At 70.4% G+C, this 19,500-nt stretch carries 17 protein-coding genes and 7 tRNA genes; 13 read left to right on the forward strand and 11 right to left on the reverse strand.

Annotation, left to right across the window (positions count from 1 at the left end; genetic code table 11):
* Positions 1 to 4 precede the first annotated feature (4 nt).
* On the forward strand, positions 5 to 700 hold the full coding sequence (gene hemQ / locus LZP97_RS06425) for a hydrogen peroxide-dependent heme synthase (RefSeq protein ID WP_010592565.1): 696 nt from the start codon (positions 5 to 7) through the stop codon (positions 698 to 700).
* 101 nt (positions 701 to 801) lie between these two features.
* Positions 802 to 3,117 carry a molybdopterin-dependent oxidoreductase gene (locus tag LZP97_RS06430; RefSeq protein ID WP_040271159.1) on the forward strand — a complete coding sequence of 772 codons (2,316 nt, stop codon included), beginning with the start codon at positions 802 to 804 and terminating at the stop codon, positions 3,115 to 3,117.
* A gap of 104 nt (positions 3,118 to 3,221) precedes the next feature.
* Here the strand turns inward: LZP97_RS06430 and LZP97_RS06435 are convergent, their stop codons facing one another.
* On the reverse strand, positions 3,222 to 4,184 hold the full coding sequence (locus LZP97_RS06435) for an L-lactate dehydrogenase (protein ID WP_026137915.1): 963 nt from the start codon (positions 4,182 to 4,184) through the stop codon (positions 3,222 to 3,224).
* Positions 4,185 to 4,250: 66 nt separating this feature from the next.
* On the opposite strand from LZP97_RS06435, the gene LZP97_RS06440 reads away from it, so the two are divergent.
* Positions 4,251 to 4,976: an HAD family hydrolase gene (locus tag LZP97_RS06440; protein WP_010592562.1), complete on the forward strand. Its 726-nt coding sequence runs from the start codon at positions 4,251 to 4,253 to the stop codon at positions 4,974 to 4,976.
* Here LZP97_RS06440 and msrB read toward each other — a convergent pair.
* From msrB to LZP97_RS06455, 3 genes are read right to left on the reverse strand one after another with little or no spacing between them, the layout of a single operon-like run.
* Positions 4,939 to 5,367: a peptide-methionine (R)-S-oxide reductase MsrB gene (gene msrB, locus LZP97_RS06445; protein ID WP_040271349.1), complete on the reverse strand. Its 429-nt coding sequence runs from the start codon at positions 5,365 to 5,367 to the stop codon at positions 4,939 to 4,941. The two genes, LZP97_RS06440 and msrB, sit on opposite strands and share 38 nt — an antisense overlap.
* 10 nt (positions 5,368 to 5,377) lie before the next feature.
* Positions 5,378 to 6,685, reverse strand: coding sequence for a glycosyltransferase family 87 protein (locus LZP97_RS06450; RefSeq protein WP_010592560.1), 1,308 nt, complete (start codon positions 6,683 to 6,685; stop codon positions 5,378 to 5,380).
* Positions 6,686 to 6,731: 46 nt separating this feature from the next.
* Positions 6,732 to 8,288 (reverse strand): alpha/beta hydrolase, encoded by a 1,557-nt coding sequence (locus LZP97_RS06455; RefSeq protein ID WP_200903453.1) that lies wholly within the window; start codon positions 8,286 to 8,288, stop codon positions 6,732 to 6,734.
* Positions 8,289 to 8,441: 153 nt separating this feature from the next.
* Here LZP97_RS06455 and zapE point away from each other — a divergent pair, with 153 nt between their 5' ends.
* Positions 8,442 to 9,458: a cell division protein ZapE gene (gene zapE / locus LZP97_RS06460; RefSeq protein ID WP_010592558.1), complete on the forward strand. Its 1,017-nt coding sequence runs from the start codon at positions 8,442 to 8,444 to the stop codon at positions 9,456 to 9,458.
* 42 nt (positions 9,459 to 9,500) lie between these two features.
* Here the strand turns inward: zapE and LZP97_RS06465 are convergent, their stop codons facing one another.
* Positions 9,501 to 10,061: a GNAT family N-acetyltransferase gene (locus LZP97_RS06465; RefSeq protein WP_010592557.1), complete on the reverse strand. Its 561-nt coding sequence runs from the start codon at positions 10,059 to 10,061 to the stop codon at positions 9,501 to 9,503.
* A 365-nt stretch (positions 10,062 to 10,426) separates the two neighbouring features.
* Between LZP97_RS06465 and LZP97_RS06470 the strand changes: the two genes are divergently transcribed.
* A complete protein-coding gene (locus LZP97_RS06470; protein WP_010592556.1) occupies positions 10,427 to 10,939 on the forward strand; it encodes a hypothetical protein in 513 nt (170 codons plus the stop codon).
* A 105-nt stretch (positions 10,940 to 11,044) separates the two neighbouring features.
* On the opposite strand, the gene LZP97_RS06475 is transcribed toward LZP97_RS06470, so the two are convergent.
* From LZP97_RS06475 to LZP97_RS06500, 6 genes are all read right to left on the reverse strand, one after another.
* Positions 11,045 to 11,120: transfer RNA gene (locus LZP97_RS06475), tRNA-Gly, on the reverse strand.
* Positions 11,121 to 11,180: 60 nt separating this feature from the next.
* Positions 11,181 to 11,255 (reverse strand) — tRNA-Val (locus LZP97_RS06480).
* Positions 11,256 to 11,262: 7 nt separating this feature from the next.
* A tRNA-Gly gene (locus LZP97_RS06485) sits at positions 11,263 to 11,338 on the reverse strand.
* Between the two features lie 61 nt (positions 11,339 to 11,399).
* Positions 11,400 to 11,474 (reverse strand) — tRNA-Val (locus LZP97_RS06490).
* Between the two features lies 1 nt (position 11,475).
* A tRNA-Cys gene (locus LZP97_RS06495) sits at positions 11,476 to 11,546 on the reverse strand.
* Positions 11,547 to 11,571: 25 nt separating this feature from the next.
* A tRNA-Gly gene (locus LZP97_RS06500) sits at positions 11,572 to 11,644 on the reverse strand.
* A 310-nt stretch (positions 11,645 to 11,954) separates the two neighbouring features.
* Here LZP97_RS06500 and LZP97_RS06505 point away from each other — a divergent pair.
* From LZP97_RS06505 to LZP97_RS06540, 8 genes are all read left to right on the forward strand, one after another.
* Positions 11,955 to 12,026, forward strand: a tRNA-Val gene (locus LZP97_RS06505).
* 167 nt (positions 12,027 to 12,193) lie between these two features.
* Positions 12,194 to 12,760: a DUF742 domain-containing protein gene (locus LZP97_RS06510; RefSeq protein ID WP_010596833.1), complete on the forward strand. Its 567-nt coding sequence runs from the start codon at positions 12,194 to 12,196 to the stop codon at positions 12,758 to 12,760.
* Between the two features lie 139 nt (positions 12,761 to 12,899).
* Positions 12,900 to 14,981, forward strand: coding sequence for a threonine--tRNA ligase (gene thrS / locus LZP97_RS06515; protein ID WP_010596834.1), 2,082 nt, complete (start codon positions 12,900 to 12,902; stop codon positions 14,979 to 14,981).
* A complete protein-coding gene (locus tag LZP97_RS06520; protein ID WP_010596835.1) occupies positions 14,978 to 15,526 on the forward strand; it encodes an HIT family protein in 549 nt (182 codons plus the stop codon). Before thrS ends, LZP97_RS06520 begins: the two co-directional genes overlap by 4 nt.
* Positions 15,527 to 15,638: 112 nt before the next feature.
* On the forward strand, positions 15,639 to 16,319 hold the full coding sequence (gene pgsA / locus LZP97_RS06525) for a phosphatidylinositol phosphate synthase (protein WP_048774322.1): 681 nt from the start codon (positions 15,639 to 15,641) through the stop codon (positions 16,317 to 16,319).
* Complete coding sequence (locus LZP97_RS06530; protein WP_048774321.1) at positions 16,316 to 17,221, forward strand: phosphatidylinositol mannoside acyltransferase; 906 nt, start codon at positions 16,316 to 16,318, stop codon at positions 17,219 to 17,221. Before pgsA ends, LZP97_RS06530 begins: the two co-directional genes overlap by 4 nt.
* The gene (locus tag LZP97_RS06535; RefSeq protein WP_010596838.1) at positions 17,218 to 18,345 is read left to right on the forward strand and encodes a glycosyltransferase family 4 protein; all 1,128 of its coding nucleotides are present in this window, start codon (positions 17,218 to 17,220) and stop codon (positions 18,343 to 18,345) included. The genes LZP97_RS06530 and LZP97_RS06535 overlap by 4 nt, the downstream gene beginning before the upstream one ends.
* Before the next feature lie 40 nt (positions 18,346 to 18,385).
* On the forward strand, positions 18,386 to 19,405 hold the full coding sequence (locus LZP97_RS06540) for an NUDIX hydrolase (RefSeq protein ID WP_010596839.1): 1,020 nt from the start codon (positions 18,386 to 18,388) through the stop codon (positions 19,403 to 19,405).
* Positions 19,406 to 19,500: the final 95 nt, after the last annotated feature.

Raw genomic sequence — 19,500 nt, forward strand, 5'->3', positions numbered from 1 at the left:
CGGTATGGCACGTCTCGACTACGACAAGCTCAATTCCACCCTGCGCTACGCGATGTTCTCGGTGTTCCGGGTCCAGCCCGGTGCCCTCGGCGACGACCGCTCCGCGGCGATCGAGGACGCCCAGAAGTTCTTCGCGGCCTACGACGGCACCGATCTGGTCGTGCGCGGCATCTACGACGTCGCCGGGGTGCGCGCCGACGCCGACTTCATGATCTGGACGCACGCCGAGCGACTCGAAGATCTGCAGAAGCTCTACGCCGATTTCCGCCGGACCACCGTCCTCGGCCGCACCACCACCCCGGTGTGGTCGAACGTGTGCCTGCACCGGCCGGCCGAGTTCAACAAGAGCCACCTGCCCGCCTTCATCGCCGGTGAGGAACCCGGCAACTACGTCTGCGTCTACCCGTTCGTGCGGTCGTACGAGTGGTACCTGCTCCCCGACGCCGAACGCCGCCAGATGCTCGCCGACCACGGCAAGGCCGCGCGCGGCTACCCGGACGTGCGGGCCAACACCGTGCCCGCGTTCGCCCTCGGCGACTACGAGTGGATCCTCGCATTCGAAGCCCCCGAACTCGATCGCATCGTCGACCTCATGCGCGACCTGCGTGCCACCGAGGCCCGCATGCACGTCCGGGAGGAGACCCCGTTCTTCACCGGACCGCGCGTCGACCTCGAGACGCTGATCACCGCGCTGCCCTGACGCCCGCCGTCACCCCCCGGAGACGCCGCCCTTGCGCGGACTCCGGGGGCGCCGTCGGCTCGCCGGAAGGACGCGGTGCACCCCCTGGCAGACTGTGCACCATGAGTTCTCGGCCCGTGCGGTACCAGCACATGGCGCACTGGGGGATGTTCGAGGTCGAGACGCACGAGGGCGATGTCAGCGCCGTGCATCCCTTCCGCGGCGACGCCGATCCGTCACCGTTTCTCGACAATGCCGTCGGCTCGGTGCGGCACCGCTCGCGGGTCGCGGGACCGGCGGTGCGCCGGGGCTGGCTCGAGCACGGACCGGGGCCGAGCGATCGCCGCGGCGACGACGAATTCGTCGCGGTGTCCTGGGACGAGCTGACCGAACTGCTGGCCGGCGAGCTGCAGCGCGTGATCGACGCGCACGGCAACCGGGCGATCTTCGGCGGTTCGTACGGGTGGTCGTCGCCGGGCCGGTTCCACCACGCGCAGAGTCAGGTGCATCGCTTCCTGAAGATGCTCGGCGGCTACACCCGCTCGGTGCACAGCTATTCGCTCGGTGCGACCGGCGTGATCATGCCGCGCGTGGTCGGCACGCACTGGAAGCTGTTCGCCCGTGCGACGAACTGGGACGTCATCGCCCGCGACACCGACCTGATGGTGTGTTTCGGCGGGGTGCCGCTCAAGAACACGGCCGTCAACGACGGCGGCACCAGCAACCATCCCACGCGGGGGGCGCTCGACGCTCTGCGCGCCCGCGGCGGGACGGTCGTGTCCGTCAGCCCCCTGCACGACGATCTGCACGGCGCCGCCGAACGCCTCGCGCCGCGACCCGGGACGGACGTCGCGATCATGCTCGCCCTCGCCTACGTGCTCGCCACCGAGGGCCTCGCCGACCGCGACTTCCTCGACCGCTACTGCGTCGGCTACGACAAGTTCGAGGACTATCTGCTCGGCCGCACCGACGGCGTCGCCAAGACACCGCAGTGGGCGGCCGCCCTGTCCGGGCTGTCCGCCGAGACCCTCGCCGCGCTGGCCCGGCGCATGGCCGCCGGCCGCACCCTGATCACCGTCACCTGGTCGCTGCAGCGGGTCCGGTACGGCGAGCAGGCCCCGTGGGCGGGGGTGACCCTCGCCGCGATGCTCGGCCAGATCGGGCTGCCCGGCGGCGGGTTCGGTCACGGCTACGGCTCGATGAACGAACCCGGCATCGCGCCCGTCCCGTACCCGCTCCCGACCCTGTTCCAGGGCGACAATCCGGTCGGTGACCTGATTCCCGTGGCCGCGATCTCCGACCTGCTGCTGCGGCCGGGCCAGGAGTACGACTTCGACGGCCGGCGCCTGACGTACCCCGACATCCGGCTCGTGTACTGGGCCGGCGGCAACCCGTTCCACCACCATCAGGACCTGGGTCGGCTGCGCCGCGCCCTGGCCCGCCCGGACACGATCGTCGTGCACGACCCGTACTGGACGCCGACGGCCAAGCACGCCGACATCGTCGTGCCGTCCACCACATCCCTCGAACGCGAGGATCTCAGCTGCACCCGCAACGACCCGCTGCTGGTCGCGATGCACGCCGCCGCCCCGCGATTCGCCGCCGCCCGCGACGACTACGACACGTTCTCGGCGCTCGCGCACCGTCTCGGCTTCGGGGACCGGTTCACCGAGGGCCGCACGGCGCGGCAGTGGCTCGAGCACCTGTACGAGCAGTGGCGCGGATTCGTCCTCGCCGACGACGCCCGCGTCGAATCCCCTCCGGAGTTCGACGAGTTCTGGGTGCGCGGACACGTGCGGATGCGCACCGAGGACGAGCTGACACTGTTCGAGGAGTTCCGCGCCGACCCCCAGCGCAACCCCCTGCGTACCCCGAGTGGGCGCATCGAGATCTTCTCCGCCGACATCGACGGCTTCGGCTACGACGACTGCGCCGGGCACCCTGCGTGGTTCGAGCCGGAGGAGTGGCTCGGCGGCCCCCGCGCGCAGCACTACCCGCTGCACCTGATCGCGAACCAGCCCAAGACCCGCCTGCACAGCCAGCTCGACCACGGCGGCGTCAGTCAGGCCTCGAAGATCCGCGGGCGCGAACCGATCCGCATGCATCCGGCCGATGCGGCCGCCCGCGGTGTGGCGGGCGGCGACGTCGTGCGGGTGTTCAACGACCGCGGCGCATGCCTGGCCGGCGCCGTCCTCGACGACGGCCTGATGCCCGGGGTGGTGCAGCTGGCCACCGGCGCCTGGTACGACCCGCTCGATCCGGCCGATCCCGGCTCGATGTGTGTGCACGGAAATCCCAACGTGCTCACCGCCGACGTGGGCACCTCGAGTCTGGCCCGCGGCTGCACGGGCCAGCACGCGCTCGTGCAGATCGAACGCTTCGACGGGGACCTGCCGCCGATCCGCGCCTACGACCCGCCGGTGATCCGCACCCGCTGAGGCGGGGTACCTGCCCGAGCCACCCGGGTACCTGCGGGCCGAGCGACGGTATCCGTCGCTACCCGGGAGATGGACGATGCGTCGGTCGGAGCCGGGCCCGGCGGTCACAACCCCAGCGAGCGCTGCACCTCCCGCAACGTCTGCGCCGACGCCCGCAACCCGGCGGCCTCGTCGGGCGAGAGGGGGATCTCGAGTACCCGGCCGGCGCCGCGGCCGTCGACGATCGTCGGCAGCGACAGGCACACCCCTTCGATCCCGTGCACGCCGCGCTGCAGCGTCGAGACCGGCAGCACCCGGTGCTGATCCCGCAGCACCGCCTCCACGATGCGGGCGGTGGACAGGCCGATGGCCAGGTTGGTGGCGCCTTTGCCCTGGATGATCTCGTACGCGCTGCGCATCACCCGGGTGGAGATCTGCTCGCGGACCGCGGCGTCGAACACCGCCGCTCCGTGCTCGTCGCGGTACTCGGTGGCCGGAACCCCACCCACCGTCGCGCTCGACCACAGGGTGATCTCCGAATCGCCGTGCTCGCCGACGATGAGGGCGTGCACGTTCTCCACCGCGACGCCGACGTGCTGCGCGACGAGGAAGCGCAACCGTCCCGAGTCGAGGACCGTGCCGGACCCGAGGATCTGCCCGTCGGGGGCGTCCGTTGCGCGGATCGCCGCATACGTCACCACGTCGACCGGGTTGCTGACGAACAGCACCACCGCCTCGGGGGAGAGCGCGAGCAGCGCCGGTGTGAGTTCCCGGACGATGCGCACGTTCGCTGCCGCCAGCTCGAGCCGTGACTGGCCCGGCTTCTGCTTGGCGCCCGCCGTCACGACGATCAGATCGGAGCCGGCGGTGACGGCGAGGTCGTCGGCGCCGTCGATGCGGCACGCGGGGGCGAACTGGGTGCCGTGGTTCAGGTCGAGCACCTCGGCCCGCACCTTGTCGGTGTTCGGATCGAACAGGGCCAGCGAATCCGCCGAGCCCCGGATCAGGCATGCGTAGGCGACGGCGGTGCCGACGCTGCCGGCGCCGACGATCGAAACCTTGGACTTGGACGCACGGGTCGTCGACATGGATTCGATCGTCGTCGCTCCGCGCTCGATCCGCACCCCGACGGTGCAGCCGTTAGCCTTCGCATCATGAACGTTCAACCGTTCGACGCCGTGCTGTTCGACTTCTCCGGCACGTTGTTCCGGCTCGAGGAGGACGAATCCTGGCTGGCCGACCTCACCGACGAGCGGGGCGAGCCCTTCGACGTGCACCGGCAGGCCGAGCTGATGCGCCGGATGACCGCCCCCACCGGTCAGCCCGTCGAGATGGACGCCGCCGAGCATCACGCCTGGATCAACCGCGACCGCGACCCCCGCTGGCACCGGGACGCATACCTGACGGTGCTGCGCCGTTCCGGAGTCGCCGACGAGGGGCAGGCCCTCGGCCTGTACACCAAGCTGACCGATCCGCGCTGCTGGACGGTCTACCCGGACACGGTGCCGGTGATCGAGGCGCTCGCCGGCGAGGGCCTCGCGGTGGCCGTGCTGAGCAACATCGCCTTCGACATCCGGCCGGCGTTCGCGGCGCTCGGTATCGACGATCTGGTGTCGGAGTTCGTGCTTTCCTTCGAAGTCGGCGCGGTCAAACCGGAGCCGGAGATCTTCCGGCACGCGACCGCGGCGCTCGGGGTGTCCCCGGAGCGCACCCTGATGGTGGGCGACAGTGAGGAAGCCGACGGTGCGGCCCGCCGCATCGGCTGCTCCTTCGCCCTCGTCGAGCCGCTGCCCACCGCCGAGCGTCGCCGCGGACTGTGGCGCGCGTTGTTCGCGGCGGGCCTCAGTCCCTCGGAACCAGGCGCAGGGAGATCGAGTTGATGCAGTACCGCTGATCCGTCGGAGTCGGGTACCCCTCGCCCTCGAACACGTGCCCGAGATGGCTGTGGCAGGACGCGCACAGTACCTCCACCCGGCGCATGCCGAGGGACGTGTCGGAGCGCAGGATCACCGCGTCACTCGACGCCGGGTCGAAGAACGAGGGCCACCCGCAGTGCGAATGGAACTTCTCGGTGCTGCGGAACAGTTCGGCTCCGCAGGCGCGGCACTCGTACACACCCTCGGTCTCCGTGTCGGTGTATTCGCCGACGAAGGGCCGCTCGGTGCCGGCCTGCCGCAGCACCGCGTACTCCGCGGGGGTGAGGCGGGCGCGCCATTCGTCGTCGCTGCGGGATACCTTCGGCGCGGGTTCGGTCGGGACAGCGTCAGCCATGAACTCCACGCTAGCCGTCACCGCGGTTCGTCGCCACGAGCTCGCCCTGCGGTGCGGGCTCGTGTGCCGGCAACAGGAACGACGGTTCGATGCCGTCCGCCAGCCGGCCCTCCCGCCGGGCGGCCAGATAGCGGTCGAGCAGCACGGCGAAGATCACGATGAGCAGCAGCGACCACCCGAACGTCGTCTTCATGTACTCGGCGGCGCGCCCGGCCTCCGGCCACCGCCCCGACAGCCAGCTGTCGTAGCTCATGAAGCCGTAGACCGCCAGCCAGGCCGGCCAGTTCCGCATCACCGAATTGGGCAACACGACCGTCATCAGCAACGGGAACAGCATCATCGAGTAGTACATCTGGCCGAGCGAACCGAGCAGGAACGACGCGGTGAGCAACACCCCCGTGCTCGTGCCGACGAAGAAGAGCTCGTCGTGGCGGCAGTACCGGTACAGCAGCCACAGCGAGACGACGACCATGAGGCCCAGGACGACGCGCAGCCCGAGGATCAGCCACGCCGGCAGGCCGTAGTACATGCCGTTGCCGACGATGGCGCTGTTGAAGTAGTCGCGTGCCTCGAACAGGTACGGCGTGGTGCGCTCGACGAACGCCCAGGCGTCCACCGAGAGCGGCCACGCGACGAGCGTCAGGCCGAGCGGCACCGCCGCGGCAGTGGCGAACACCTTCCACTGCCGGCGCACGAACGGAATCAGCAGCAGGGGCGCGAGGATCGGTTTGACCGCGAACGTCAACCCGATCGCGACGCCCGCCCACAGATCGCGCCGGCTCAGCAACAGCGTCAGGAAGGCGACCTCGCCGAGCAGGACGAGGCCGTTGATGTTGGTGAAGACCAGGGTGTTCGTCACCGTCTCGGAACTGAACGCCGCCAACAGGAGGATCGGGGCGAGCACCGAGTCGAGACCGTAGCCGAACATTCGCAGCAGCAGGTACAGCGCCACGATGATCGCGATCGCGTTGGCGATGATGAACAGCCACCGGGAGCGTTCGGGGTCGATCACCGCGATCGGGGAGATCAGCAACGTCCCGGACGGGGGGTACAGATAGTGCGGGTCCACCCACTCGAAGTTCGCCGTGTACACCGGCCGGCGGTTGAGAAACGCCAGGGCCGCGTTGTAGACGGGAGTGAAGTCGTCGGTGCGGAATCCGTTGACGGCTTTGACCACCACACGGTGCAGCACCGTGAGCACGGCCAACGGCCACACCACGCACTTGACCACCTCCGCGGTGGTGCGGGCGGTGCGGGGCTCGAGGCGGCTGAGGAACACTACGGCACGGTACACCGAGAGCCGGGAGCGGCCGCCCACCGTCCCCACCCGACGGCGCCGGGCCCGGGACGCGGCGCACGCTGATTCACGCCGGGCACAGGCTGCCGTTCGGCGGCAGGGCACCGGTGTCGAGGTAGGCCGCCAGGCGTGCCTGGACGCAGCCGGAGTGCAGGACCGCGGAGTATCCGGCACCCTGCCAGGACAGCGCCGCCCACCGGGCCGAGACGGCGGTGAGGGCGCCGGTGACCGACTCGAGGCCCGCGCTGCCGACGAGCGGATCGGCGGCACCCGTCGTCACCAGCACGGGTACGCGCACCTCCGGCGGCAGCGGCGGTGTCGGCATGCTCGGCCAGGCGCTGCACGCGGTGAGACCGACCGCGCTGTCGCCGCCGAACAGGGGGTAGTTCGCCGACCACGTTCGCTGCAGCTCGGTGGCCCGGGCCGTCGTGGGCCATCGCTGACCGTCGCTGCAGCGGGAGACGAACTGCCCGTCGGACGACAGCACGGCCTCGGCGGCGCCGACGAGTTCGAGCATCGGCGTCACGTCTCCCGCACCGGCGGCGGACAGAGCGTCGGACAGCTCGCGGACCCGGGCCTGCGCGTCGCTGCGGGGGGTTCCCAGAAACCACGTCACCGCGGTGAGCAGGGCGTTCGACGAGAGCGGTGCAAGAGCGCCGGTCGCGGCGCGGGCGTGCAGGTCCTCGAGCGCGGCCCGCGGGTCCGGCCCCAGCGAGCACGCCAGCGCGACGCACTGGCGGGCGAACGCGTCGACCGCCGACTCCGCGCCGCGCACCCGGCTCTCGGCCAGCAGTTCGGCGTCGGCCGTCGCGGCGGCGGGGGAGTCGAGGACGAGGCGGCCGAGGGTGGTCGGGTACTTCGACGCGTAGGCGAGGGCGACCGTGGCGCCGTTGCCGATGCCGAGCACGCCGATCCGATCGACGCCCCACGTGGTTCGCAGCTGCTCGAGATCGTCGGCGGCGTGGGCGGCGTCGAACAGCAGTTCCTGCGGCTGCAGGTAGTCGGTGCATGCGATGGTGGCCTGCCGCCCGAGTTCGGCGACCCGCTCCGGACCGTCGCCGGTGCGGCCGAACTGTCCGTGGTCGGCCAGGGCGCGCCGGTCCGCTCCGAAGATGCACTCGATCGGCTGGGAGGCGCCGAGGCCGCGCCGATCCACCGCGACGATCGGCCGGGAGGCCACGAGTTCGGCGAGCGAGCCGGTCGACAGTGCGGCCAGCGCCCCCGAGGAGGGCATGTCCGCGCCCGTCGTCATGACGAGCGGGGCCGCATCGGTGGGAGTCTGTGCCAGCCGGGCGCGCAGCACGTCGAGCGGAAACGAACCCGGCACGGTGCCTGTGGCGTCGATCGCAGCGGGAAGCTGGGCGCATTCGAGGACGAGACCGGTGGGTCCCGGCGGCAGCTGCTGGGCGGCGAGGGTGTCGGCGGTGCAGTCGCGCCAGTCCAGGTCCCGGGCCGGCACCGGTAGCTCCGGGGCGAGGGCCGGATCCTCGCCGGTGGGAGTGGCCCGGCCGTCCGCCTCCTGCACCACCGCGACGTCGGGGCGTACCGAAGGGCCCGCCCCGCACGCGGCGGTCATCGTTCCGAGCACGACGATGCCCACGGTGAGCACACGGGTTCTGCGCATGCGCACAGCCTGCCAGGTCGGTGCGCGGGCCCGCGCACGTGACCGGATCGTCCGATCCGCCGGATGTGACGATCAGGTGTACGTGGTGTGAAGTAGGTCGCAATCTGCCCCGGGTGTACCGGTCGCCTCGAGCGACGGCCCTACCCTGGAGAAATGCACGAACGTCTCGTCGATCGCAATCCCGTGGTGCCGTCCGACCAACTGGTGGCCCAGATGGTTCCGCCCGCGATGTTCGACGACGTGAGCTTCGCGTCCTACATCCCCGATCCGAACGAGCCGAGCCAGGCGACCGCTGTCGCGACGGCGGAGGAGTTCGCCCACAAGATCGCGAAGATCCGGGGTGGCGGCCGGCGCGGCCTGTTCGGACGGAAGGCGCCGTCCACCGGCGCCGGTCTCTACCTCGACGGCGGCTTCGGCGTCGGCAAGACCCACCTGCTGGCCTCGATCTTCCACGCGGCGCCGTCGCCGAAGGCGTTCGGCACCTTCGTGGAGCTGACCCACGTCGTCGGCGCTCTCGGCTTCAACAAGGCCGTCGAGGAGCTGTCCGGCCACAGCGTGCTGTGCATCGACGAGTTCGAGCTCGACGACCCGGGCGACACGATGCTGGTCTCCCGCCTGCTGACCGAACTCTCGGCGCGGGGCGTGTCCATCGTCGCCACGTCCAACACCCTGCCCGGGCAGCTGGGAGAGGGGCGATTCGCGGCGCAGGACTTCCTGCGCGAGATCAAGAAGCTCGCCTCGATCTTCGAGACCATCCGCGTGGACGGCCCCGACTACCGCCATCGCGACCTGCCGCCGGCCCCGGACCCGATCAGCTCCGAGGAGCTGCTCGATCGCGCCGATGCGGTCCCCGGCGCCACCCTCGACGACTTCGACGAGCTGTGCGCGCACCTGAGCACGCTGCATCCGTCCCGGTACGGCAAGCTCGTCGAGGGCGTCGCGGCCGTCTTCCTCAACGGGGTTCATGCCGCCCACGACCAGTCCGTGGCGCTGCGTCTGGTGGTGCTCGCCGACCGGCTCTACGACGCGAGCATTCCGGTGACCGTCGCCGGCGCGAAGCTGGACGAGATCTTCACCGACGAGATGCTCGCCGGCGGCTACCGCAAGAAGTACCTGCGTGCGACCTCGCGCCTGTTGGCGCTGTCGCGGTTCGAGACCGCCGCCAGCTGAGTCGGGTTCCCGGCTGCCCCCGCCGCAGGCGGGGTCCGCGCGTCACAGGGTGCGTTGCATGACGTAGTCGTGATGGGTCTGCGAGCCGACCTGGAACGTGCGCGTTCCCACGACCTCGAACTCGTTCTTGGCGTAGAACCGCCGGGCCCGAGAGTTCTGCTGGTTGACCCCCAGCCACAGCCCCCGGCAGCCGGCTGCCCGGGCATGCTCGACGACGGCAGCCATCAGGGCCGCCGCCACTCCGGTGCCGTGCTTGCCCGGCAGCACGTAGAGCTTGCTGATCTCGGTGGTGGGCAGCGCGGTCACGGCTTCACGGACTTCCGGGTCCGTCGGTTCGGCATCGACGGCCATGAGGTAGCCCACGATCTCGCCGCCGACGGTCGCCTTGAGCACGATGCGGGTCGGGTCGGTGAGGTACTCGCTGAACCGTTCCGCCGAGAGGGTGTCGTCGATGAACGCGGCGATGTCCTCCTGGGAGGCGTCGGCCGGGCAGGCCAGGGGGAACGTGGTGGCTGCGACATCGGCGATGGTCTCGGCATCCCAGATGCCGGCCTGCTCGACGGAGACGTTCGCGGTCGATTCCTCGAGTGACGGAGTGGACATGGGAACCAGTAGATCACTCGGCGGGGCACCGCGCCGACGGTCGGGGCAGGTATCCGTTCGACGTCCGGAAATGGCTGAACCCCAGCCTTGGATGGGGGGTCATGGCTGGGGTTCATTACCATCGGGGGGATGGCATCTCCGACAATACATGAGGAATCCCTCAGGTTCCAACCGGGGTGGTCACGGTTGGGTCACGGGCCGGCCGTCCGGGTGGTTGCCTTCCGCCGGGCAACGCTCTACTGTGGGCTCTCATGAAGCGCGTACTCGTAGTTCACCGCCGTAGCGGGGTCTGATTCGGACCGACCCCTCGCTGCGGGTCGTCGAGCTACCTGTCGGTCCTCCCTTCACGCGGAAGACCTCCTACGATGAACGCCTTCACCTCCACCGCTCCCCGCACCTCCTACGCCGCCGGCGACGCGGAGACCGCATACTCGGCGCCGATCGATCCGTTCGCCGCCCGCTACGGACGATCCCTGCCGCGCGAGTTGCGTGCCGAGGCGCTCGGCACGAGCTGGACCGAGTTCACCGCGACCTATGCACCGCACGGGCCGGTCCGTCTCGGTGGCTGGTCGGCCGGGGCTCCGTGCGCCGGTCGGCGGAACTTCGAGGCCACTTTCGGCGTGGGAGAGACCATCCACACGGCGGCGGCGACGGCCACCGGTCCGGTGTCCGCCATGACCGTCATGATGCACACCCTCGGGATGCCGCTCGAGATTCTCTCGTTCCACCAGTTCGACCTCGGCGACACCCACACGACATTCCTGCTGTGCGAGGCGGACGGGCGCCGGCTCTGGAGCATGGGTGCCGCGGCGACCGGAACCGAATCGGCACTGCGCGCGATGATCGCGGGAGCCAACCGGCTGCACGCTTCCCGCTGAGGGAGCGGTGACACGACGAAGGCCCTCCCGACCGGGAGGGCCTTCGCTGTCGAGTGGTGTGGGCGACCGGGACCGGCGACCTCGTCCGGGTGGCACACCGGGGGGTGGAGCGGATGACGGGATTCGAACCCGCGACCCTCACCTTGGCAAGGTGATGCGCTACCAGCTGCGCTACATCCGCATGCGCACTCCCCGGCCCGAGGGACCGGGCGACGGAGTGCAGCGTGGAAAGGGTGGATCGTGGTGCGCGATACTGGGATCGAACCAGTGACCTCTTCCGTGTCAGGGAAGCGCTCTCCCGCTGAGCTAATCGCGCCGGGGGGTGGAGCGGATGACGGGATTCGAACCCGCGACCCTCACCTTGGCAAGGTGATGCGCTACCAGCTGCGCTACATCCGCATGCGCACTCCCCGACCCGGTGACCCGGGTCGAGAAGTGCAGGGTGAAACCTGGTCGATCATGGTGCGCGATACTGGGATTGAACCAGTGACCTCTTCCGTGTCAGGGAAGCGCTCTCCCGCTGAGCTAATCGCGCGAGGTGGAGACGGGAATCGAACCCGTGTGCACGGCTTTGCAGGCCGTTGCCTCACCACTCGGCCACTCCACCGTAAAAGGTCGAGTCCAACCTCTCGAGCGGATGACGGGATTCGAACCCGCGACCCTCACCTTGGCAAGGTGATGCGCTACCAGCTGCGCTACATCCGCATCGCACCGCCCGGCGCCGTGCTCTCCGTGGTGCGGTTGAGAACATTAGCCGACCATCGTCAGAACACACAAATCTGCAGGTGAGGGCATGGACGAGCCGTCCTGGTGGATCCTGCCCGGCCCGTTCCGGCGGCGGGTCGGGCCAGCGAGCGCCGGCTGGGCGATCCGTTCGGTGAGGGGCACGGAACTCGCGCCCCCTCGGGGCGCGGCATCCCGACGCGGTATCGAAAACACAGGCGACCAGGCGATTCGTGTTCATCCGATGGGCGTGTTAATGTTCCTTCTCGTTCGAGCCGCTGCGAAGCGGCCCGGTCCCGTGGCTCAGTGGAAGAGCGTCCCGTTCACACCGGGGAGGTCGCTGGTTCGATCCCAGCCGGGACCACAGCACCGACGAAGGGCACCCCACGGGGTGCCCTTCGTCGTTTCCGGGCCGGCGCGGTTCGCGTCCGGCCGGAACGTGTCGGCGACGGAGCGGCGGTGACCTGCGCGTTCACCGAACCGCGCTGCGCTGATGGCAGGATTGCGGTCGGTGTGAGGAGGATGCGACTGATGAGCGTCGCCGACAACAACTGGCCCCTGGTCGGGGCCACAGGAGCACGATTCGGATCGGCCGGCCGCCGGCGCAAGGATCACCCGGCACCCGGCGCCGCCGACCGCGGAGCGGCCACGCCCGCGGTGGACGCCCCGACCACGGGGACCTCCGCGGCCGTCGCCGTCCCCGCGTCGCAGCCGATGCCCGCGGTCCCGAGGCACACGGCGGCCACGAGGGAGGAAGAACCGATCGGGCAGCAGCCCTCCTTCGTCCGTCCCTTCGTGCGCAGCCAGGGCCGGACCCGCTCCGAGGTGGATCTCCCGCTCGAGGTCCTCGTCTCCGCCGTGAGCGACGCCGAGGGAACTGCGGGTCTCGAGGAGCACCGCACCATCCTGGCGCTGTGCGCCGAACCGCGGTCCATCATGGAGATCGCGGCCCTGGCCCGACTGCCTCTGGGCGTCGCACGTGTCCTGGTGGGAGATCTCGCCGCCACGGGAGAACTCACCGTCCACCGCACCGCCGACGGACTCGGACCCGACGCCCAGTTGCTGTCTCGGGTCCTCGGCGGCCTGCGTCGGCTCTAGCCCGCCCGACGCCCGGCAGTGCCCGGGTGAACTGCCGTTCCGGGTGGTGTCGATAGCATGGTCTGGTTGCCGGACGCGTGGCATACCCCGCGGCGTCGGCGGCACCCATCACCGGCACGAGCCCGAGGAGCCCACCACAGTGACGACGCCCGCATCCGTAGACCCCACCGTGCTCGTCCGGGTGCCCGCGGGGACCACTGCCGGTGCCGCCCTCCGGGAGGCGGGCCTGCCCAACAGCGGGCCCGACGCGGTCGTCGTGGTCCGCGACGAGGAGGGGCGGCTGCGGGACCTGTCGTGGACGCCGGAACAGGACACCCAGGTCGAGCCGGTCGCCGCCGCCACCGAGGACGGCCGCTCCGTCATCCGGCACTCCGCGGCACACGTCCTCGCCCAGGCGGTGCAGCAGGAGTTCCCCGAGGCCAAGCTCGGCATCGGTCCCCCGATCAAGGACGGCTTCTACTACGACTTCCAGGTCGACCGCCCCTTCACTCCCGAGGACCTGACGAAGCTCGAGAAGCGCATGAAGCAGATCGTCAAGGGGGCGCAGCGGTTCTCCCGCCGCGTCGTCGAGAGCCTGGACGACGCACGCGAGGAACTGAAGAACGAGCCGTTCAAGCTCGAGCTGATCAGCGAGAAGTCGGCCGGAAACAGCTCCCTGGACGAGGACCCCGAGATCATGGAGGTCGGCGGCAAGGAACTGACGATCTACGACAACCTCAATCCGCGCACCGGCGAGAAGATCTGGGCCGATCTGTGCCGCGGTCCGCACATCCCCACCACCAAGTACATCCCGGCGTTCAAGCTCACCCGCAGCTCCGCCGCCTATTGGCGCGGCGACCAGGACAATGCCGGTCTCCAGCGCATCTACGGCACCGCGTGGGAGTCCGCGGAGGCGCAGGAGCGCTACCTCGAGCTGCTCGCCGAGGCCGAGCGCCGTGATCACCGCAAGCTCGGCAACGAGCTCGACCTGTTCAGCTTCCCCGACGAGCTCGGCTCCGGCCTCCCGGTGTTCCACCCCAAGGGCGGCATCATCCGCCAGGAGATGGAGAACTACTCCCGCAAGCGGCATGTCGAGGCCGGCTACGAGTTCGTGTACTCCCCGCACATCACGAAGGGTCACCTCTACGAGGTGTCCGGCCATCTCGACTGGTACCGCGACGGCATGTTCCCCGCGATGCACATCGACGAGGAACTGGCCGAGGACGGCACCGTGCGCAAGCCGGGCCAGGACTACTACCTCAAGCCGATGAACTGCCCGATGCACAACCTCGTCTTCCGGTCCCGCGGCCGGTCCTACCGCGAGCTGCCGCTGCGGCTGTTCGAATTCGGCTCGGTGTACCGGTACGAGAAGTCCGGCGTCGTCCACGGTCTGACCCGGGTGCGTGGCATGACGCAGGACGACGCGCACATCTACTGCACCCGCGAGCAGATGCGCGACGAGCTGACCACGACCCTGAACTTCGTCCTCGACCTGCTCAAGGACTACGGCCTCGAGGACTACTACCTCGAGCTGTCGACGAAGAACCCCAAGAAGTTCGTCGGCGACGACGCCCTGTGGGAGGAGGCCACCGAGACCCTGCGCGAGGTCGGCGAGGCCTCCGGGCTCGATCTCGTGCCGGATCCGGGCGGTGCCGCCTTCTACGGCCCCAAGATCTCCGTCCAGGTTCAGGACGCGCTCGGGCGCAGCTGGCAGATGTCGACGATCCAGCTCGACTTCAACCTGCCCGAGCGATTCGAGCTCGAGTACACCGGCCCCGACGGCAGCAAGCACCGGCCGGTGATGATCCACCGGGCCCTGTTCGGTTCGATCGAGCGCTTCTTCGGCGTGCTCACCGAGCACTACGCGGGTGCCTTCCCGGCGTGGCTCGCCCCCGTCCAGGTCGTCGGGATTCCCGTCGCGGAGGCCTTCGAGGATCACCTGTTCGACGTCACCCGGCAGTTGAAGGCCGCCGGGGTGCGGGCCGAAGTCGACACCAGCGACGACCGGATGCAGAAGAAGATCCGCAACCACACCACGCAGAAGGTGCCGTTCATGCTGCTCGCGGGCGAGCGTGACGTCGCCGCCGGCGCGGTCAGCTTCCGGTTCCGCGACGGCACGCAGGTCAACGGGGTACCCGTGGCCGACGCGGTCCGTCTGGTGACCGAGTGGATCGAGCGGCGGGAGAACGCCTCGCCCACCGCGGAGCTCGTCGCTCCCGTCGACCGCGGCGGCGCCGCATGAGCGGGGACTGCTCCGACGACGCCCTCGTCGATCGGGGTGCCGGCGAACCCGATCACCTCCAGCGACTGTGGTCCCCGCACCGCATGTCGTACATCGCGGAGGCGCCCCGGTCCAAGGAGGCGCCCTACGAGCCCTTCACCGACATCCCGAAGATGCGGGACGAGGAGGGCCTCGTCGTCGCGCGCGGCGAGCACGTGTACGCGGTGCTCAACCTGTATCCCTACAACCCCGGCCATCTGATGGTCGTGCCGTACCGGCGGGTCGCCAACCTCGAGGACCTCACCCCCGAGGAGAGCACCGAGCTGATGTCGTTCGCGCAGCGGGCGATCCTGGTCATCAAGAGCGTCTCGCGGCCGCACGGCTTCAACGTGGGGCTCAACCTCGGGGCCGCCGCCGGGGGCTCACTCGCCGAGCACCTGCACCTGCACGTGGTGCCGCGGTGGGGTGGCGACGCCAACTTCATCACCGTTCTCGGCGGCGCCAAGGTCATGCCGCAGCTGCTGCGCGACACCCGCGCGTTGCTCGCTGCGGCCTGGAACGACTGACACCGGCCCGAACCGAACGCCGTCCCCGCGACTGTATGGTTGTCGCCGTTCGCAGGCATGGCAGGATCGTGTCCCGGACGCAACGATGTGACGAAAGACGGGGGTCGGTGGGATGCTCAGCTTCTTCGGGCGTGCGTCGGTGTCGAAGGTCACCGCGCCGCTCGGCAGGGCCCTGATCCACACCGGCCTCACGCCGGACGCGGTGACACTGATCGGCACCGTCGCCACGATCGCCGCCGCCGTGACGCTGTTCCCGATGGGGCAGTTGTTCTGGGGTGCGATGGTGATCGGGCTGTTCGTGATGTTCGACATGCTCGACGGCGCCATGGCGCGGGCCCGAGGTGGCGGCACCCGCTTCGGCGCGGTCCTCGACGCCACCTGTGACCGGGTCGCCGACGGTGCGATCTTCGCCGGGCTCGCCTGGTGGGCGGTCTACGAGGAACAGAGCCGGCCGCTGCTGGTCGCCACCCTCATCTGCCTCGTCACCTCCCAGGTCATCTCCTATGCCAAGGCCCGCGCGGAAGCGAGCGGCCTGTCCGCCGACGGCGGCTTGATCGAACGTCCCGACCGGCTCGTCATCGTCCTGGTCGGCGCCGGCTTCACCGGGCTCGGCCTGTGGTGGGCGATCCACGCCGCAATGTGGCTGCTCGCCGCCGGTTCGGTGATCACCGTGTTCCAGCGGGTGCTCGCGGTGCGGCGCTCCCCGGAGGCCCGCGAGCTGCTGCCCCTGCCGTCGTCGACTCCGGCCGACGGAGAACCGTCGTCGGCCCCGGCGGACGGAGACGCCCGATGAGCGTGACGGAACGCGCCTCCGACCTCGGCTACGCCGCGGGATGGCGGCTCGTGCGGGCGCTGCCCGAGTCCACTGCGCGCCGGCTGTTCGACGTCGGGGCCGAATACGCCGCCCGTCGCGGCGCCGGCCCGCAGCAGTTGCGCCGCAACCTGGCCCGCGTCCTGGGTGTGCCCGCGGCGCAGGTCCCGGACGAGCTGATCCGGCAGTCCCTGCGGTCCTACGCCCGGTACTGGCGGGAGGCGTTCCGGCTGCCCTCCATGGACCTCGCCGCGACGGCTGCGGCACTCGACGACGCCGTCGAGGGCCGCGAACACATCGAACAGGCCCTGGCAGCCGGGCGCGGTGCAATTCTCGCCCTGCCGCACAGCGGGAACTGGGACATGGCCGGTGTGTGGTGCACGCAGACCTACGGCGGACTGTCCACGGTGGCCGAACGCCTGCGCCCGGAATCGCTCTACCAGCGGTTCGTCGCGTACCGCGAAAGCCTCGGCTTCGAGATCTTCCCCCTCAGCGGCGGTGAGACCCCGCCGTTCGACCGGCTCGAGACCCGGTTGCGCGAGAACCGGATCGTCTGCCTGCTCGGCGAACGCGACCTGGCCCGCAGGGGCGTGCCGGTCACGTTCTTCGGTGAGCCCACCCGCATGCCCGCCGGCCCGGCGAAGCTGGCCGTCGAGACCGGGGCGCCCCTGCTGCCGGTGCACTGCTGGTTCACCGACGACGGCTGGGGTTTCCGGGTCCATCCCGAGATCGACGTCACCGGCGGGATCGGACCGGCGACCCAGGCGCTGGCCGACTGCTTCGCCGCGGACATCGCCGAACACCCGGCGGACTGGCACATGCTGCAACCGCTCTGGCTCGACGACCTCTCCGAGGCCCGCCTGGCCCGGATGGAGGCGCGGTGAAGATCGGCATGGTGTGCCCGTACTCGTTCGACGTACCGGGCGGGGTGCAGGCGCACGTCGTGGACCTGGCGACCGTGCTCATCGAACGCGGCCACCGGGTCAGTGTCCTCGCTCCGGCATCCGACCGCACGGAACTGCCCGACTTCGTCGTCTCCGCCGGACGCGCCGTCGCCATCCCCTACAACGGGTCCGTGGCACGTCTGAGCTTCGGCCCCGTGTCCTACGCGCGGGTCCGGCGATGGATCAACGACAACGACTTCGACGTCCTGCACATCCACGAGCCCAACGCCCCGAGCCTGTCGATGCTCGCTCTGAAGATCGCGGAAGGGCCCATCGTCGCGACCTTCCACACCTCGACGACCAAGTCGCTGGTACTGAGCACGTTCCAAGGTGTGCTGCAGCCGTATCTCGAGAAGATCAGCGGTCGCATCGCCGTGTCCGAGCTCGCCCGCCGCTGGCAGGTGACCTCCCTCGGCTCCGACGCCGTGGAGATCCCCAACGGAGTCGACGTGTCGTCGTTCGCGCACGCCCCCGCGTTGCCCGGGTATCCCCGCGCCGGCCGCACCGTGCTGTTCCTCGGCCGGTACGACGAACCGCGTAAGGGCATGGGGGTGCTGCTCGGCGCGCTGCCCCTGCTCGTCGAGCACTACCCGGACCTGCAGGTCCTCGTGGTCGGCCGCGGGGACGAGGAACGGCTGCGCAAGGAGGCCGGACCGCACGCACGGCACCTGCGGCTGCTCGGCCAGGTGTCCGACGCGGAGAAGGCCTCGGCCATGCGCAGCGCCGACGTCTACTGCGCCCCCAACCTCGGTGGGGAGAGCTTCGGCATCGTGCTCGTGGAGGCGATGGCCGCCGGTACCGCGGTAGTGGCCAGCGAACTCGACGCGTTCCGCCGGGTGCTGCGCGACGGCCGCGCCGGCGTACTCGTCCCGGTGGGCGACTCGGCGGCGCTCGCCGCTTCGATCCGCGGCCTGCTCGACGACGCAGCCCGGCGCCGCGCCCTCGTGGAGGCGGCGAACGAGATCGTCGGCGCGTACGACTGGCCGGTGGTGGCCGAGCAGATCCTGCGCGTATACGAGACCGTCACGGTCGGGGCCGGGCCGGTCCGCGAGGTCCGGTCGTGACATGCAGCCGGGCGACGCCGCCGCGTGAGGGGAGTGGGACGTGACGCTGTCCGCGCTGACCGTACTCGTCCTCGCGCTGGTCACCGCGCTCGTCGTCGCGCTCGGGCTGTGGGCGTACGGCACGGCCAACCGGCTGGACCGGCTGCACGTGCGGTCGGACCTCTCCTGGCAGGCGCTCGACGCCGCCCTGGCTCGCCGCGCCGTGGTGGTGCGCGGGATCGCGGCCTCCGTCCCGGTCGCCGAAGGCCGCCGGCTGGCCGCCCTGGCCGACCGTGCCGAGCGGGCGGACCGTGCCGAACGGGAGTCGGCGGAGAACACGCTGTCGGCCGCCGTGGCCGCGGTCGACACCGAGCGGCTCCGACCGCAGCTGGTGGCCGAACTCGCCGACGCCGAGGCGCGGGTGCTGATCGCCCGCCGATTCCACAACGACGCCGTCCGCGACACCCTGGCATTGCGTGCCCGCCGTCCGGTCCGGTGGCTGCACCTCGGTGGCACGGCGCCGTTGCCCACCTACTTCGAGATCACCGAGCGCACCGGCCCGGCTGCCGCGACGGGCCTGTCGCTCGACGAGACGCGCACCTCGGCGCGGGTCGTGCTGTTCGACCACGAGGGGCGGGTGTTGCTGCTGCGCGGCCACGACCCGACCACGCCGGACGTGCACTTCTGGTTCACCGTCGGCGGCGCCGTCGAGGTGGGGGAGACGTTGCGCGCGGCCGCGGCCCGCGAGGTAGGGGAGGAGACCGGTCTGCCGGTCGCGCCCGGGCAACTGTGCGGACCCCTGTGGCGCCGAGTGGCGGTATTCCCCTTCAACGGGGAACTCATCCGTTCGGAGGAGCTGTTCTTCGCCCTGCAGACGCCCGCCTTCGAACCGGGGAGCAGCGGATTCACGGACCTCGAGCGCCGCATGAGCCTCGAACACCGTTGGTTCGCCGAGAACGAGATCCGGGACCTGCAGCGACGCGGGGAGGCCGTGTACCCGCAGGATCTCGCCGATCTGCTGGGCGAGGCGCGTGACGTCGCCGTACGCCGCGTGGAACCGGAGGTTCGTGCCATCCGGTGAGCTGCGGCGCTCGAGGCAGGCCGTGTCGATGCCCGCGAGGCAGGCCGTGTCGATGCCCGCGAGGCAGGCCGTGTCGATGCCCGCGAGGCAGGCCG

Source organism: Rhodococcus sp. DMF-1 (assembly GCF_021441945.1).
In the GTDB taxonomy this organism is placed as follows: Bacteria; Actinomycetota; Actinomycetes; order Mycobacteriales; family Mycobacteriaceae; genus Rhodococcus; species Rhodococcus ruber.